This is a genomic window from Sphingobacterium sp. 18053 (assembly GCF_902706145.1).
GTDB classification, from domain to species: domain Bacteria; phylum Bacteroidota; class Bacteroidia; order Sphingobacteriales; family Sphingobacteriaceae; genus Sphingobacterium; species Sphingobacterium paramultivorum.
On record NZ_CACSJW010000009.1, the window covers coordinates 321,139 to 337,245 of the forward strand.

Consider the following 16,107-nt stretch of genomic DNA (forward strand, 5'->3'; position numbering starts at 1 on the left):
CGGATTATGATTTTTTGATTTGCTGGTAAAAGTAAAAGAATATTTATTAATTAACGACGTTTTCTTGATTTCGAGGTGCCTTTTCGTTGATTGTTTTGGCTGCTGGAAAGCATTTTCTCCCAGCTCAATAAATAAGGATGTTGATCATCAATTTTAATTTGCCGTTTTAAGGATAACTGTAATTTTATCCACTTTTCATTGTCCTCTGCATCGCAAAAGGTAAACGCCTTTCCCGCGGCTTCCGAACGGCCTGTTCGACCTATTCGATGCGTATAGAGCTCAGGAGTATCCGGAATCTCGTAGTTTATAATAGCCTCTAAGTCTGGAAAATCTACACCTCGAGCCAAGAGGTCCGTCGCAATTAATACACGTACCTCTTTTTGTCTGAACTTATCAATAATCTCTTCTCGTTTTTGCTGTGATTTATCGCCATATAATGCCGAGCAAGAAATACCGTGTCGATCTAGATCGGTTGCGATCCGTTCGACAGCATGAACTGTTCGCGTGAAAACAATTACCTGCTGTGAAATACGGTTTTCAAGAAGATAACGGAGAAGATTTTTTTTATCATTTTTATCGACATAGAGTACAGATTCTTCTATTTGGCCTTTTTTTGCTTTTGCTTCTAGGGTGATCTCAACAGGGTTAATTAATATCTTTCGAACAATTTTTTCGATTTCAACGGTTTTCGTTGCTGAGCTGAAAATGGTTTGTCTCTCAGCGCGCAATGTGCCGATAATTTTATTGAGTTCTTTCGTGAAACCGAGATCCAACAATTGATCGAATTCATCGATCACCAATGTATCTATCGTTTTTAGATCGATAATACCTTGTTCAATGAAATCCAACAAACGTCCTGGAGTAGCAAGGATCATCTGGGCTTTTGGATAAACTTCAAGCTGACTTTCATAAGTTCCCCCACCATAAAAACTAGCGATAGTCAAACCCATACCATCGATAAGACCTGATATGCGCTGTTTGGTCTGTATACAGAGCTCCCGTGTAGGAAGGAGTATAAGGACCGATAGGTGGTCTGCGGTAATCTTGGTTCGTAAGCGCTGAATAATAGGGATGGCGAAAGCCTCCGTTTTTCCCGTGCCAGTTGGGGCAATCGCCAAACAGTCTCTACCTTCCAAAATGGCAGGGATAGCTATTTCTTGAATAGGTGTAAGCGAAGAAAGCTTTTGTTTTTCAAGATTAGCGATAAGGATTTTATCGAGTTTAAGTGCTGAAAAATTCAAAATAATGAATGTAAAACCCAAAAATAAAAATTTAAAAGGACAATGGTGTTTTTGCCTGCTTATTGGAATTAAAAATCTGCAAAAATTAGGATTTTTTGTCAAAAAGTACTAATTTGAGAAATTAGAATATTCTATTTCAAATCTGAGTTATTGATTATCAATTTATTTGATAAACACCAATTATATAGAATAATATTTTTGTTAAATTTGTTGAAACAAAAAAGAATATGTTTGATACTGCATTTGACCAAAACAATGAATCTATTTCCACTTTGAGCTTTGACGAGTTCAAAAAGATTATTGTGAATGATTATCGAACTGCCTTAGAAAGTCGTTACGTGAGTTTATTGGGACGTAAAGAAGTGCTTACAGGTAAGGCTAAGTTTGGTATTTTTGGCGATGGAAAAGAATTGGCACAAATCGCGATGGCTAAAGTTTTCAGAAATGGGGACTGGCGGTCGGGATATTACCGTGACCAAACATTTATATTTGCTTCTGGCATCAGTGATGTCTACCATTTTTTCTCTCAATTATATGCCCATCCCGATGTCGAGGCAGATCCTTCTTCTGCAGGAAGGCAAATGAACTGCCATTTTTCGACTCGTGTTGTGGACGACCAAGGGAACTGGTTGGATCAAATGGTTCAGAAAAACTCGTTTTCAGATATTTCGACCACCGGTGGTCAGATGGCAAGATTGCTGGGCTTGGGCTTGGCTTCTAAGTTGTATAAGCAGAATAGAAATTTAGACTACCTATCTTATTTTTCAAATAGAGGAAATGAAGTTGCATTCTGCACTATCGGAAATGCAGCTACTTCTGAAGGTGTATTTTTTGAAGTTATTAATGCCGTAGGTGTTCACCAGATTCCAACAGTGATTTCTATTTGGGATGATGGATATGGGATATCTGTGCCCAATGAAATTCAAACAACAAAGGGAGATATCTCAGAAGTCCTCAAAGGTTTTCAGAAGGAAGAACTGACAAACGGAATTGAGATATTCAAAGTGAGAGGATGGGATTATGCGGGTTTATGTGAAACGTACGAACAGGCTGCCCTTATTGCGCGCGAGAAACATATTCCATGTTTGATTCATGTGACCGAATTGACGCAGCCGCAAGGACATTCTTCTTCAGGTTCACACGAACGGTATAAATCGCAAGAAAGATTGCAATGGGAGACTGACTTCGATTGTCTAGCGAAAATGAAAGAATGGATCTTAAGTTCTGGTATTGCTACCGTAGAGGAACTGGATCAATTGGATCAACATGCCAAAGACCATGTTCGTCAAGAACAAAAACGAGCTTGGGCCGATTATATTAAAACGTTGAGCATTGAAGCTAGGGAAGCCATTGATTTACTTCAGGGCATTCCAAATGAGCGGGCTGATTTTGCGTCAAAGAAATTACAATCGATGGTTGAGCCTTCTTTGAAAGAGGTTTACGGCCAGGTTCGCAAGGTATTGCACGAGCTTAAAGGTCAGCATAGCGATGGGCGCCAGCAATTATTAAATTGGTATAAAGAGAAGCAGGAACTGAATGAGAAACGTTATAATTCAAAATTATTTACAGATGGTGTAGATTCACCTGCTCATGTGACGGTTGTACCTGCAGTCTACAGTGAAGAAGCTAAAGTGGTTGATGGACGTGAGGTTTTGAATCTATGTTTTGAAGAGAACTTTAGACGTGACGAAAGACTATTAGCATTTGGAGAGGATGTCGGTAAGATTGGAGATGTGAATCAAGGTTTTGCAGGTCTACAAGAAAAGCTTGGTGTGCATCGCGTATTTGATACCGGTATTCGTGAGAATTCAATTATAGGAAAAGGACTAGGTTTGGCAATCCGTGGACTTCGTCCAATTGCTGAGATCCAATACCTGGATTACCTAATCTATGGTATTACGGTCGCAAGTGATGATTTGGCAAGTTTAAGTTATCGCACCTTTGCTGGTCAGAAAGCACCATTAATTATTCGTACAAGGGGTCATCGATTGGAAGGTATATGGCATTCGGGCTCGCCTATGTCGGTAATTTTAGGATCCTTGAGAGGTTTGCATGTATGTGTGCCGCGTAATATGACACAGGCAGCAGGTATGTACAATACGTTGTTCCGCTCTGACGAACCGGCTATTGTTGTCGAATGTCTGAATGGGTATCGTCTAAAAGAGCGTCTACCAGAAAACGTTGGTGAATTTACGGTGCCAATCGGTTATGCCGAATGTGTTAAAGCAGGACGTGATATTACTGTCGTATCCTATGGTTCAACTTTACGTGTTGTTGAAGAAGCAGCCGTGGAACTGGAGCGTTTGGGGATATTTATCGAAATTATTGATGCACAGACATTGCAGCCTTTTGACAAAGGAAAACTTTGCGCCGAATCGCTGAAGAAAACAAATAAACTACTTATTGTAGATGAGGATGTGCCAGGCGGGGCTTCAGCTTTCATCTTACAAGAGATCTTAGAGAAGCAAAATGGCTACTATCTATTGGATAGTCAGCCGAGGACACTGACTGCAAAAGCACATCGCCCACCATATGGTTCCGACGGGGATTATTTCTCGAAGCCATCTTCTGACGATGTTGTCGAGACAGTGTATGCAATTATGCATGAAGCTAATCCAGAAAAATATCCATCTATGTTTTAATAGATGGATATCTTTTTTTGTTTGACTAAGCTAAGTATTCCAACGAGGGATGATATCTTTTCTTAATTGAATATACTCGCAGCACCAATCATAGCTGCTTTTTCACCAAGTATTGCGGTGTAAATCTGAAATCTTTCAAATTCTTTTCGGTCACCAATGAAAATAGGTAGCGCCTTAGCGATATTGCCACCGATGATAAATATTTCAGAAGAATGTTTCTCTGCGAAGAACTGCATAAAATCAAAGAGATGTTTAGCATATTCATCTTTGATAATTTGAAATTCCTCAGTTTCCCGATGATTATCTAAGATCTCCTTAAGTCCCGTAACATCTTTTCCTGCTACTTCTTTGAAACGTTTGACGAACCATCGTGTGACAAGAAATTCTTCGAAAATACAATCTTCATAAGGGCTGTTCCATAGGGCTGCATCAAAGGCCTTCTCGCCTTTATTCCATACCGCAGAACCAAGTCCGGTACCCAACGTAATTCCTAATATCCGGTTGTTTGTTTGCAAGTTCTGTACGAATATTTCACCTTGTAGGAATGCTGCTGCGTCATTGATAAAGTGAATAGACGTAGGCGAAAGTCCCAATTCTTCAGCTAAAAGAGTTTTGACATCTTTATTGTAAAGATTGTCATACTTGCTTTGTCCCTGTATTTTAGATATTCCATTTTCGTAGTCAAAGGGGCCCGGCATGGCAATGCCGATGAACTGAATAGGAGCAGGAGAAGTGGCGATGATATCGCGTATAGCTGATGCCCAGGTTTGTAAAATCGTTTTAGCATCTCCTTGAGAAAAAACGTGGTTTCTGGCCACGTTTTCTAAGTATATATTCCATTGTTTTGTGTCAATGATACAGGCAGAAATATGTGTGCCTCCAATATCAACACCTACGACATAATTATCTTGCAGCATGTTTGTAACTTTGATTTTTAAGTAGATGATCCGCGATTACAAGTGCTGCCATAGCTTCCACAATAATTACTGCTCTCGAAACAACACAAGGGTCATGTCTTCCCTTGCCACTTGCAATAGCAGGGTTGCCATGGATATCCACTGTTTCTTGATCTCTCATGATAGTGGCAACAGGCTTAAATGCTACTTTAAAAGTAATATCCATACCATTTGAAATCCCTCCCTGAATACCTCCAGAGAAGTTGGTATGTGTGTGCACTCGATTTAAATCATGGTCATCTGCTACAAATATATCATTATGTTCGGAACCTCGCAACTCCGAACCTGCAAAACCTGAACCATATTCAAAACCATGTACAGCATTGATGCTCATCATTGCTTTTGCAAGGTCTGCATGGAGCTTATCAAAGACCGGTTCGCCTAAACCAACAGGGACATGTCTGATGACAGCCGAAATACGTCCGCCAACTGTGTCACCCGCTTTTCTGACCGAGTCAATAAACTCAACCATTTCGTTTGCTGTTGCTGGATCTGCACAACGTGCAATGTTAGCTTCCCGTGATTCAAGCAAAGCTTTTAGATCTTTGGTATCTACATTTGGTGCCTCGATAGTGCCTACCCCCGAAACGTGGGCAAAGATTTCTATGCCAAATTGATTCAGGAAGCTTTTTGCTACTGCACCTGCAGCAACACGGGCAGCGGTTTCCCTCGCCGAGGACCGTCCACCGCCTCGATAGTCACGGATACCATATTTCATCTGATAGGTGAAATCAGCATGGGAAGGCCTGAAGATATCTTTGATATGTGTGTAATCTTTCGAACGCTGGTCTTCATTTGGGATAACAATTGCTATTGGTGTTCCCGTTGATTTCCCTTCGAATACGCCAGATAAAATCTGTGCGGTATCACTTTCTTTTCTTTGTGTCGTGATCTTAGATTGACCTGGTTTACGTTTATCGAGCTCAGACTGGATAAATTCCTCGTCGATTGTTATATTTGAAGGGCAACCATCAATAATTACACCTATAGCTTTGCCGTGTGATTCGCCAAAAGTGCTAATTCTGAATAAATCGCCAAATGAATTTCCTGCCATAAAAATTAAATTTCAATAAACTTAGATAAATTTGCCTTTAAATGCAATTCTAAAGCACCAGACTGGCTACAAATTTATGGATCTGTAACTCGTATATGGCCTAATAGATTACATCACAATTTTCTGTCCCAGGCTAAAGGCTATCTGGGAGATTGAATAATAAAACAGAGATTAATGTTGATGTTAATCCCTGTTTTTAATATGTTAGTCAATTACAAAAGCTTGCGCTTGTAAATGTTTCCAAAAATCAGGATATGATTTTTCTACAACTTGAGGTTCAGCAATCTTGATTTGGTCAAAAACTAACGCCAGAGGTGCAAATGCCATCGCCATACGGTGATCTTCGTAAGTGTCGAAGGTTACATCTTCAGGCTGATATACCTGTGCTGTTTTCAGGTGATAGGTATCACCATCTTCGATCAATTCAGCACCGAACTTTGCGATTTCGGTCTGTAACGCAGCGATACGGTCGGTCTCCTTAATCTTTAAGGTTTCTAGGCCTGTAAAGGAAACATCACGTTTTAAAGCTGCTGCGATAACGACTACTGTTTGCGCGAGATCAGGACATTCTTTAAAGTCGAACAACGTTTTGTCTGAATTGATTTCTTTTTTATTTAAATGCAATCCATCTGACTCAAAGCTCGAATAAACACCAAAATGCGCCATAATGTCTGTGATGGCAATATCGCCCTGTAAACTATGTTGTCTTAGTCCGGGCAATACAATCGATGCTGTTGCGTCGGCTAGTGCTACGATAGCATACCAATAGGATGCTGCGCTCCAATCTGGCTCGACATATATGGTTTGCTTTTCAAATACCTGCGGTGCAATTTTAATCGCATTCTCCGTCCATTCATGTTGGATCCCGACACTTTTAAGCATATCTAAGGTCATGGACACATAAGGTCTGGAAGTTAATTCGCCTTCAATCTCTAACGTAAGTCCCTTTTTTAATGCTGGAGCAATTAATAGCAAGGCGGATATATACTGACTGCTGATATTTCCTTTGATCTTAACACGGTCTTTTCCTTGAAATAATCCACCTTCAATCTTCAAAGGAGGATAACCCACTTTTTTTTCATAATGGATTTCGGCGCCAATTTCTTTCATAGCATCGACCAATATCCCGATTGGACGCTGTTGCATGCGCTCTGTCCCCGTCAGGATGAAATTTCCTTTAACAAGGTTGAGGTAAGCTGTAAGGAAGCGCATAGCCGTTCCTGCAGGGCCTATGTCAATCGTATTATAACCGGGTTGCGGTTCTGATGCGATTTGCAATACGCGGTTTAGGGTAACCGTATCTGCAGCCTCAGAGAGGTTGGCTATTTCAACTTGTCCTTTACTCAGCGATTGGATAATAAGAGCACGGTTGCTCTCAGATTTTGAACCTGTGAGTTGGACCGTGCCCTGTATTTTTTTTGAAGGATGCGTCAGCGTGATGACTTCTTGATTCATTATGCTTCTGCTGTTGGTTGCTCCTGAGTATTCATGACCGCATTTTGTTTGCGGATAGATTCGTTGTGAATTAATTCGAGGAATTTCGTCGCAAATTCGCTACCTAAAGAAAGCGCTTCCGCTAATTTAGTGCGTTTTTGAACAATTTCATCCCAACGGTTAACCTGCAAAATTGTCACGTTGTTATCGCGTTTGTATTCGCCGATTTTCTCAGCTATTTTCATGCGTTCACCAATTTTTTGGATGATCAAATCATCTAATTTGTCGATATTGCTACGCAATTCTGCTAATTTATCTTCGAATGAAGGATTGTCAGAAGCTGCTTTACGTAATGTCAAGTGGTCGATCAACTCGGCCAATGCAGCTGGCGTTACTTGTTGTTTTGCGTCAGTCCAAGCGACAGATGGATCAATATGTGATTCGATGATCAATCCTTGCATATCCATATCCATTGCTTTTTGTGCGATGTATGGTAACAATTCGCGGTTTCCACAGATGTGACTTGGGTCGTTGATGATCGGTAGATTAGGACAAGCAGTTTTTAACTGAATCGCTAAATCCCACATTGGTTCATTACGGAATGCTGTTTTCTCGTAAGAAGAGAAACCTCTATGGATAGCACCTAATTTTTTGATACCAGCACGGTTGATACGTTCCAATGCACCGATCCACAACGATAAATCTGGGTTTACAGGGTTTTTAACAAATACTGGAATATCTACACCTTGTAAAGCATCAGCAATTTCTTGTACGGTAAATGGATTGGCTGTTGAACGTGCGCCTACCCATAGTACATCCACACCAGCAGCCAAAGCTTCTTCCACGTGTTTTGCAGTAGCAACTTCAGTAGCTGTTAATAAACCTGTTTCTTCTTTCGCTCTTTTCAACCACTCCAAACCAATTGAACCGATTCCTTCAAATTCTCCCGGACGAGTACGTGGCTTCCAGATACCAGCACGTAAAATATTTACTTTTCCGGTATTTGCCAACAAATGCGCTGTCGATACCAACTGCTCTTCTGTTTCTGCGCTACAAGGGCCTGCGATAATTAAAGGTTTGTCTCCTGTGTCCAACCAAGATTTTAAAGGAGTGATGTCTAATGTATTTTTCATGTTAAGTTTGATTATCTATTTTAATATTGTATGCGTAAATTGTTAATTATAGTTTTTCGTTTTTGACATACTCGCCCATAATATTGAAATTAACACTATGTTTGAGTACTTTACGTATTGCTGCTTCGTAGTCTGTTTGTTTTTTCCATTCTACGTCAACGAAAAAATCATATTCATTGCGTTTTCCGATTACCGGCATTGACTGAATTTTGCTCAAGTTGATATTCTGTTCGGCAAAGCATTGTAAAATAGTCGCCAGAGATCCTACTGTATTTCCTGTTTGGAATGATAATGACGCTTTATTAGCATTCTTATGTTCGACAACCTCATTGGATAATACGAGGAAACGTGTTGCGTTCTTCTTATTGGTTTCGATTCTCTTTTCTAATATTTCAAGACCATAGATTTCAGCAGCCAATGTCCCAGCAATTGCAGCAGTATCCGTTAATTTTCGCTCCGCAATCATTTTCGCAGTTGCAGCGGTATCAGATCCCTCGGTTATACGTACACCTTCAAGTTCAGAAAGAAATTCTTCACATTGGCGAATGGCAATCGGATGCGATTCGATGTGTTTGATATCCTTTAATTTAACGCCTGGCAATACCATGAGATTCTGTTGGATGTTTAGGTAAACTTCTCCAGTGATATGGAACTTATAATCTCTCAATAAATTATAATTCGGTAATAGACTTCCCGCAATTGAATTCTCGATCGCCATAACGATATAGTCGACTTTTCTTTGCTTCAGCAATTCACAAGTTTTTTTAAATGAATCACATTCTACAATTTCAACTTCTCTTCCGAAAAATTTAAATGCGGCCTCTTCATGAAATGAAGCCTTTGCTCCCTGTATTGCAATTTTTAAACTCATTGTTTTTTTGTTCGCTATGTTGTCTCCAAAAAAAAGAGTCCCGATCATTTGAACCGGGACTCTTCTTGTTTGTATTTTTTATGATTTATACACAATCTAATCCCGGCTCTTATTTTTAAAATAAAAGAAGTTAAAATAGAAATATGTATATGATCTGTTCATCCTGTTGTTGTTTGACATTTCAAATGTACGAATGTTTTTGAAATATCAAAGAAAAAAATAATTTTTTATTATAAATATTGAGTTAATTTCATGGTTTTTTTATGTGTTTTTATATGATTTTTTTGATTAATTTTTGGTGGTTTATTTGTAATGTTTTTAAAGTGTTTATTTTTCTTTAATTCTGGTATTATGTTGTTTTTTAGTTGTTTAAGTTTTTGTTTTGTTGTTTTTATTTTATAATAAATTATGTTTTTGTGTTATTTTTTATGTTAAAAATAGCTGTGTTTTTATGTGATTTTTTGTTGTTTTTTTTTGTTTTTTTTGTATTAAATTTATGTGTTTTTAATATTAATATTTCCGTTTTTTTTGGCTGTTTTGTTAAAAAAGTATTTTACTACCTTTGGGCAAACGCTGGATTTTATGCTAAAACGACGTAATTTTTATGTATGTGTATGTATGATCTGTTTTTTATTGACAGGTTTTACGTTTAAAGGAGAGGAAAAAGACGCGAAGGTAAAGCGCGTTATCGATGGCGATACCTTTGTCATTGAAAATGGAACCTCAAAAGGGGAGAAAGTTAGGTTGATAGGGGTAGATGCCCCGGAAACGAGACGGACAGCACGTAAGGAGATCGGTTACTATGGTCAAGAAGCGAAGCAGTATTTAACGGGGATGTTGAATGGGAAAAGTGTAAAGTTAGTCTTTGACGTTGGAAAACGGGATCGGTATGGAAGACTTCTTGCCTATGTGTATATTGGAAAGAAATTTGTCAATCGGGATTTGGTTGAACAAGGTTATGCAGTATCTTATACGCTAGCACCAAATGTACAATATGCAGATTTATTTGTAAAATTGGAACGTCAGGCTCGTCAGGAGAAACGTGGCCTTTGGAAATAAATGAATTTTGAATCATGATTTTTGTTTTATTAAGTGTCATCTGCAGCGTAACCGTTGCTGTTTTATTAAAATTGGCAAAACAAAATGGAGTCGAAACCAAACAAGTTATCGTTTGGAATTACCCCATGGCGGTTGCACTGACCTATTTTGTATTGCAACCTGATCTAAAATCGCTGGTATGGGATGCTATGCCGGTTACGTTGTATACGAGTCTGGCGATATTACTTCCTGGGATGTTTGTTTTTATAGCTTTGTCCATTCGCTATAGTGGTTTGGTCAAGACAGAGATTGCACAACGCTTATCGTTGTTTATTCCCTTGCTTGCATCATTTTTCTTCTTTCATGAAAAAATGGAGGGACATAAGATGCTTGGAATAGCCTTTGGTTTGTTGGCCATCCTGTGTTCTATTGGTTGGCAAAAAAATCAGTATAGTAGCTCGATGGCAGATAGGCGTTATAAAGCGCTTTATCCATTATTGGTATTTATCGGTATGGGCATAATTGATATCCTCTTTAAACAGGTCGCCTTGCATGTTAATATACCTTATATCAGTTCCATGTTTATTATCTTTGTGATGGCGATGTTTATTGCAATGGTGCTATTGCTGTATTTCCTTTTTGTGGAACAGCAACGTTTTTCAAAGCAAGCTATGGGATATGGATTGGTTTTGGGTGTATTTAACTTTTGTAACATCCTGTTCTATATGAAAGCGCATCGTGCCCTACCAGAAAATCCATCAGTCGTATTTACTGGGATGAATATTGGTGTGATCTCATTGGGCGCTTTAATTGGCGTCTTATTTTTTAAGGAAAGGTTATCGTTATTGAATTATATAGGCATAGCGCTTTCTATTGTTTCAGTTTTAATCATAGCATATCTATGAGTTTATTTGAAGATACTTACCGGACTATTGATGCAAAATACGAGGGAATTTTTAGGGATAAGGGCAGTAAGTTTATTGCTTATGCTTTTCCATTTAAATCCGAAGATCAATTAAAAGATCTGATCTTGGAAGTGAAAGCGATTCATCCGAAAGCGAGACACCATTGTTGGGCTTATCGTCTCACACCAGATCGTGCGGTCTTTCGCGTGAATGACGATGGAGAACCTTCAGGGACAGCAGGACGCCCTATTTTGAACGTCCTCCTATCGATGGATGTCACCAACGTTATCGTGATTGTCGTTCGTTATTTCGGTGGTACTTTGTTGGGTGTCCCAGGCTTGATTAATGCCTACAAATCAGCAACCCAAGATGCTTTGACCCAAGCAGAAATTATCGAGCGTACAGTGAATGACCATTATAGTATTACCTTTGATTACCTCCATATGAATGATATTATGCGGATCATAAAGGAAGAGGACGTGGAAATTGAAAAGCAGAAATTTGATAATCAGTGTTATTTGGAGTTTGAAGTCCGAAAAATGCAAGTCAATCGAATTGTTGATCGGTTTTCCAAAATAGAAGGTTGTCAGTTAACTTATTTATATACGATATGATCAACGAATCGGAATTGATTTTAAACTCAGATGGCAGTATATATCATCTGAATTTGTTGCCGGAGGATCTGGCAAATACAGTAATCACAGTTGGTGATCCAGATCGTGTAGCCAAAGTATCGAAGTACTTTGATCGTATTGAACTCAAAAAAGGGAAGCGTGAGTTTATTACGCATACTGGCTATTTGGGAAATAAACGGTTGACGGTAATCTCAACAGGTATAGGTACTGATAATATAGATATTGTGTTGAATGAACTGGATGCACTGGCAAATATTGATTTCGCCAATAGAACGGTAAAGTCGACGCTCAGCTCATTGGATATTGTTCGCATTGGAACCTCTGGAGCGGTACAACAAGATGTTGAGATGGGAACTATTTTGGCCTCTGCTTATGGAATAGGTCTTGATGCATTGATGAACTATTATCAGGGATCTTACGACGGTGAGGAGCAGGCGCTTCAGGCTGAACTAGCCGAATATTTTTCCGCATTAAACCTAAAACCCTACGTTGCGAAAGCTGGCGCAAGCCTTCTGGATCGAATTGCCTTTGATTTACCGAAGGGAGTCACGTTGACTGCGCCCGGATTTTATGCTCCACAGGGAAGGACTGTTCGCTCAACTAATACGATCCCCAATTTTATAGACTTGATCAAGTCCTTCCAATATAAAGATCAGCGTTTCACCAATTTGGAAATGGAAACAGCTGGTATTTATGCATTGGCTAACATGTTTGGACATCAGGCTTTATCCATCAATGCAATCTTGGCAAGTAGGGTAGATGGTCGGTTTTCTTCCGCACCTGAAGAAGTTGTTGATAAAGCTATACAGCTCGTTTTGGAACGTATTTAACCGTTTATCTGTGCCATGAAGGGAGACTTTAGTTTTTCTCAATTGATGCAGTAAAAGAGTTGAGAAGAACTAAAAACCAAATAAGGATTCAAATAGAAAAGGAGTTGTTTTTAGACAACTCCTTTTCTATTTGAATCAAATTTAAGCATGATGAACAGTAAAATGGTGAAACTCCATAAGGATGAACCACCATAACTAATAAAAGGCAGCGGAATCCCGATAACCGGAACAATACCTATAGTCATACCGATATTGATAAATAAGTGAAAAAAGAGGATGGATGCTACACCGTATGCATATATCCTGGCAAAGGCTGAACGCTGTCGTTCAGCTATATGAATAATGCGTAGCAGTAAGATGAGATAGATAAGTAATAAGGTAACCGATCCAACAAATCCCCACTCTTCTCCAACAGTGCAGAAAATAAAGTCCGTACTCTGCTCAGGCACAAAATTGTATTTTGTTTGAGTTCCCTGTAGGTAACCTTTGCCTAGAAGCTGCCCTGATCCAATTGCAATCTTCGACTGATTCAAATTATATCCTTTGCCCTTAGGGTCTTCCATTTTGCCCAGGATAATGTCAATACGGTCGCGTTGATGGGGTTGTAGCACATGTTCATACACCAAGTCCACACAGAGAACAAATACAGCGCAGGCTGCAAAAAGTATACTCAAATTAATAATGTATTTCCTTCTCTTGCGGTAGTTCCACATAACAAGGCCAATGAGCAATGCTAAAATCAAGATAAGTATCCATGGCTCGACCAATAAAGCAAGGACAAAAAGTAAAATACAGAGACCGCCAAATATTAGTAGTTCATTATTTACATAGCCCTCACGGTAGAATACAAAAATCAACGAAAAGAATGCAAGGGCAGATCCCGTATCGGGTTGTAACATAACCAAAAATACAGGAAATAAGACAATACCGGCTCCCATTGCCAGTGTCTGCATGGTCGGAGCTTTATTACTTTGTGAACTTAAAAAGTTAGCCAAGAGCAGACAGGTTGAAAGTTTTGCAAACTCAGAGGGCTGTAAGCGGAAAAAACCTAAGTCAATCCATGCCTGATTTCCGCCGACATTTCGCCCTACAACGAGCACGATAACAAGCAGGACAGCTGTTATACCATAAAATATCGGTGAAGCGGAGCTGAAAAATTTGGCGTCTATGATCAGAATGGATACCCCTAGAATAATTGCGGAAACAAGATATAAAGACTGTTTTCCATAATTGGTCCCTAAGGTAAAGAAATTGGGTAGTTCAGGATTAAATACAGCCGCACGGATATTGAATAAGCCAATTAAGCATAGCGCAAGCCAAAGAGTGATGGTTAGCCAGTCTATCTTTCCAAAGAAACTAGTTTTTTGATTATTCATATCTTCTCTTTATCTCGCTATGGTGAACAATTGTTTCCTTTGGTTTTGTTAAGGCAGCCAGCTGACGTTTTGATTTTAAGGTGTCGGTTTTCGATTTGACTGAATCCGTCTTTTTTACATCTTTAGCCTTTGGATCCACAACCTTTTTTGGTGCAGGAAGAAAATTCGCTTTATAAATGCGGTCCTGAATATATTTTGGTGCAGTTATCGTGTCTTTGAGGTATTTCTCAACCATCATACTTGCGATAGGTCCTGCCCAGGTTCCACCGTAACCAGCATTTTCAACAAAGACAGCAATGGCAATTTTAGGATTTTCTCGAGGTGCAAAAGCAAAGAAAACGGCATGGTTTTCTCCGTGTGGGTTTTGTGCTGTACCTGTTTTTCCGCACATTTCGATGCCTGGGATACGATTGGCCCAAGCAGTACCTTCGGGCGTATTGACAGCATCACTCATCCCTTGGATAACAACAGGATAATACCGCTCATCCACACCGGCACTGACTTTTTCGGTGAATTCCTTCTTGGCAATTTTCTGTGCGCCAATACCTTTAATCAAATGGGGTCTGTAATAAAAACCTTTGTTGGCAACGATAGCCATAATATTGGCCATTTGCAGTGGCGTTATACCCATTTCCCCTTGTCCAATAGATAAGGAGATATTGAAACTTGAACGCCATTTATCGTTACCATATCGTTTGGTATAAAAATCTGACGTAGGTAGTAAACCTGGTTTTTCACCCGGTAGATCAATCCCTAGTTTATGGCCAATTCCAAACTGTGTCACTGCATTGCGCCATAGATCGTAGGCCTTAGGTCCCGAAAGCCCACGTCCGTCGATCATCTTAGCATAGGTAAATCCATAGTAGGTATTACATGATACAGCTACAGATCGCTGTAATGTAGTTGATCCATGATAGTGTGTACAGCCCATCCAGCCGCGTCCACCACCATAGCTATATCCATGTGGACAGAAAAATACCGTATTGCGATCAATAACACCAGCCTGCTGCGCAGTCAGTGCCGAAACAACCTTAAATACAGAGCCTGGGGGGTAAGAGGCTTGAATAGGACGGTTAAAAAGCGGTTTGGTGTCGTCTTTCAATAATTTCATATAATTATTGCCAGACTGTCTGCCGACCATCATGTTTGGATTGTAACTTGGGCTACTTACATACGCCAAGATTTCACCCGTTGCAGGTTCAATAGCGACAATGGACCCCAATTTATTTTTCATGAGGTTTTCCCCTAGAATCTGGAGGTCCTTATCCAAAGAGGAAACCAGTCCTTCCCCTGCAACAGCAAGTGTGTCGTATTTCCCCTCCATAAATACCCCTTTCGGGCGGTTCAGCGCATCAACCATTAAGTTGTTGACACCGCGTTTTCCGCGAATAAGGTCTTCATAAGAACGTTCTACCCCACTTCGGCCAATATAGTCACCACTACGATAAAACCCATTGGAGCGTTCAATATCTTTATCATTTACCTCACTCACATAACCCAAAAATTGAGCCGCTATGCTGTCGGGATAACTCCTGATTGTTCTTTTTTGGACATAGAAACCACGAAATTGATATTGGTATTCCTGATATTGGGCCCATGTCCGTACAGAAAGCTGTTTTTCAAAAATGGATGCACGGTAAGGCGAGTGTACTCTTGCCTTTTCCATCCGTTTGATAAAGCCTTCCTTGTCAATGTCTATCAATTTGCAAAACAAAGCGGTGTCAATTTCTTTCACCTCACGTGGAGTAACCATAAGGTCATATACCGGTTCGTTCTGAACTAATACCTTTCCTTTTCGGTCCAATATAACCCCTCTGGCCGGGTACACAATGACCTTACGCATGACATTGCTGTTTGCGGAATGTATATAGGAATCGTCTATGATCTGTAAATAGAATAAGCGGGCCACCAAGGTCAATGTGATGGCAATAAAGATTCCCGAAACGACGTACTTACGCGCAAAAAAACTGTTCATAGAAATGAATTTCTATC

13 protein-coding genes are annotated in these 16,107 nt (G+C 39.7%); 5 read left to right on the forward strand and 8 right to left on the reverse strand.

Annotated features, from left to right (window positions below; all coding sequences use genetic code 11):
* Positions 1–50 precede the first annotated feature (50 nt).
* A complete protein-coding gene (locus GVK91_RS21720; protein WP_159731305.1) occupies positions 51–1,262 on the reverse strand; it encodes a DEAD/DEAH box helicase in 1,212 nt (403 codons plus the stop codon).
* A gap of 206 nt (positions 1,263–1,468) precedes the next feature.
* On the opposite strand from GVK91_RS21720, the gene GVK91_RS21725 reads away from it, so the two are divergent.
* A complete protein-coding gene (locus GVK91_RS21725) occupies positions 1,469–3,883 on the forward strand; it encodes a thiamine pyrophosphate-dependent enzyme (RefSeq protein ID WP_153847721.1) in 2,415 nt (804 codons plus the stop codon).
* Between the two features lie 62 nt (positions 3,884–3,945).
* Here GVK91_RS21725 and GVK91_RS21730 read toward each other — a convergent pair whose 3' ends face one another.
* The 5 genes from GVK91_RS21730 to GVK91_RS21750 form a co-directional block, all read right to left on the reverse strand.
* A complete protein-coding gene (locus GVK91_RS21730) occupies positions 3,946–4,800 on the reverse strand; it encodes an ROK family protein (protein WP_153847720.1) in 855 nt (284 codons plus the stop codon).
* A complete protein-coding gene (gene aroC, locus GVK91_RS21735) occupies positions 4,787–5,893 on the reverse strand; it encodes a chorismate synthase (protein ID WP_153847719.1) in 1,107 nt (368 codons plus the stop codon). Before aroC ends, GVK91_RS21730 begins: the two co-directional genes overlap by 14 nt.
* Before the next feature lie 204 nt (positions 5,894–6,097).
* Entirely contained in the window at positions 6,098–7,348 is a 1,251-nt protein-coding gene (gene aroA / locus GVK91_RS21740; protein ID WP_159731307.1) for a 3-phosphoshikimate 1-carboxyvinyltransferase, read from the reverse strand.
* Entirely contained in the window at positions 7,348–8,460 is a 1,113-nt protein-coding gene (locus GVK91_RS21745) for a chorismate mutase (protein ID WP_046671824.1), read from the reverse strand. The genes aroA and GVK91_RS21745 overlap by 1 nt, the downstream gene beginning before the upstream one ends.
* Before the next feature lie 46 nt (positions 8,461–8,506).
* Positions 8,507–9,331 (reverse strand): prephenate dehydratase, encoded by an 825-nt coding sequence (locus tag GVK91_RS21750; protein WP_046671823.1) that lies wholly within the window; start codon positions 9,329–9,331, stop codon positions 8,507–8,509.
* 618 nt (positions 9,332–9,949) lie between these two features.
* On the opposite strand from GVK91_RS21750, the gene GVK91_RS21755 reads away from it, so the two are divergent.
* The 4 genes from GVK91_RS21755 to GVK91_RS21770 are packed head-to-tail and all read left to right on the forward strand — an operon-like array spanning position 9,950 to position 12,739.
* A complete protein-coding gene (locus GVK91_RS21755) occupies positions 9,950–10,390 on the forward strand; it encodes a thermonuclease family protein (protein ID WP_227550303.1) in 441 nt (146 codons plus the stop codon).
* A 14-nt stretch (positions 10,391–10,404) separates the two neighbouring features.
* The gene (locus GVK91_RS21760; protein ID WP_153847716.1) at positions 10,405–11,274 is read left to right on the forward strand and encodes an EamA family transporter; all 870 of its coding nucleotides are present in this window, start codon (positions 10,405–10,407) and stop codon (positions 11,272–11,274) included.
* Positions 11,271–11,888 (forward strand): YigZ family protein, encoded by a 618-nt coding sequence (locus GVK91_RS21765; RefSeq protein WP_153847715.1) that lies wholly within the window; start codon positions 11,271–11,273, stop codon positions 11,886–11,888. Before GVK91_RS21760 ends, GVK91_RS21765 begins: the two co-directional genes overlap by 4 nt.
* Positions 11,885–12,739 carry a nucleoside phosphorylase gene (locus GVK91_RS21770; RefSeq protein ID WP_153847714.1) on the forward strand — a complete coding sequence of 285 codons (855 nt, stop codon included), beginning with the start codon at positions 11,885–11,887 and terminating at the stop codon, positions 12,737–12,739. Before GVK91_RS21765 ends, GVK91_RS21770 begins: the two co-directional genes overlap by 4 nt.
* A gap of 110 nt (positions 12,740–12,849) precedes the next feature.
* Here GVK91_RS21770 and rodA read toward each other — a convergent pair whose 3' ends face one another.
* Both rodA and mrdA read right to left on the reverse strand, forming a co-directional pair.
* Entirely contained in the window at positions 12,850–14,115 is a 1,266-nt protein-coding gene (gene rodA / locus GVK91_RS21775; RefSeq protein ID WP_153847713.1) for a rod shape-determining protein RodA, read from the reverse strand.
* Positions 14,108–16,090: a penicillin-binding protein 2 gene (gene mrdA, locus GVK91_RS21780; RefSeq protein WP_088162766.1), complete on the reverse strand. Its 1,983-nt coding sequence runs from the start codon at positions 16,088–16,090 to the stop codon at positions 14,108–14,110. The genes rodA and mrdA overlap by 8 nt, the downstream gene beginning before the upstream one ends.
* Positions 16,091–16,107: the final 17 nt, after the last annotated feature.

Excerpts from the sequence above, each read along its gene's own strand:
- GVK91_RS21725 (WP_153847721.1), top strand. The coding sequence starts at position 1,469 with ATGTTTGATACTGCATTTGACCAAAACAATGAATCTATTTCCACTTTG.
- GVK91_RS21730 (WP_153847720.1), bottom strand. The coding sequence starts at position 4,800 with ATGCTGCAAGATAATTATGTCGTAGGTGTTGATATTGGAGGCACACAT.
- aroC (WP_153847719.1), bottom strand. The coding sequence starts at position 5,893 with ATGGCAGGAAATTCATTTGGCGATTTATTCAGAATTAGCACTTTTGGC.
- aroA (WP_159731307.1), bottom strand. The coding sequence starts at position 7,348 with ATGAATCAAGAAGTCATCACGCTGACGCATCCTTCAAAAAAAATACAG.
- GVK91_RS21745 (WP_046671824.1), bottom strand. The coding sequence starts at position 8,460 with ATGAAAAATACATTAGACATCACTCCTTTAAAATCTTGGTTGGACACA.
- GVK91_RS21750 (WP_046671823.1), bottom strand. The coding sequence starts at position 9,331 with ATGAGTTTAAAAATTGCAATACAGGGAGCAAAGGCTTCATTTCATGAA.
- GVK91_RS21755 (WP_227550303.1), top strand. The coding sequence starts at position 9,950 with ATGATCTGTTTTTTATTGACAGGTTTTACGTTTAAAGGAGAGGAAAAA.
- GVK91_RS21760 (WP_153847716.1), top strand. The coding sequence starts at position 10,405 with ATGATTTTTGTTTTATTAAGTGTCATCTGCAGCGTAACCGTTGCTGTT.
- GVK91_RS21765 (WP_153847715.1), top strand. The coding sequence starts at position 11,271 with ATGAGTTTATTTGAAGATACTTACCGGACTATTGATGCAAAATACGAG.
- GVK91_RS21770 (WP_153847714.1), top strand. The coding sequence starts at position 11,885 with ATGATCAACGAATCGGAATTGATTTTAAACTCAGATGGCAGTATATAT.
- rodA (WP_153847713.1), bottom strand. The coding sequence starts at position 14,115 with ATGAATAATCAAAAAACTAGTTTCTTTGGAAAGATAGACTGGCTAACC.
- mrdA (WP_088162766.1), bottom strand. The coding sequence starts at position 16,090 with ATGAACAGTTTTTTTGCGCGTAAGTACGTCGTTTCGGGAATCTTTATT.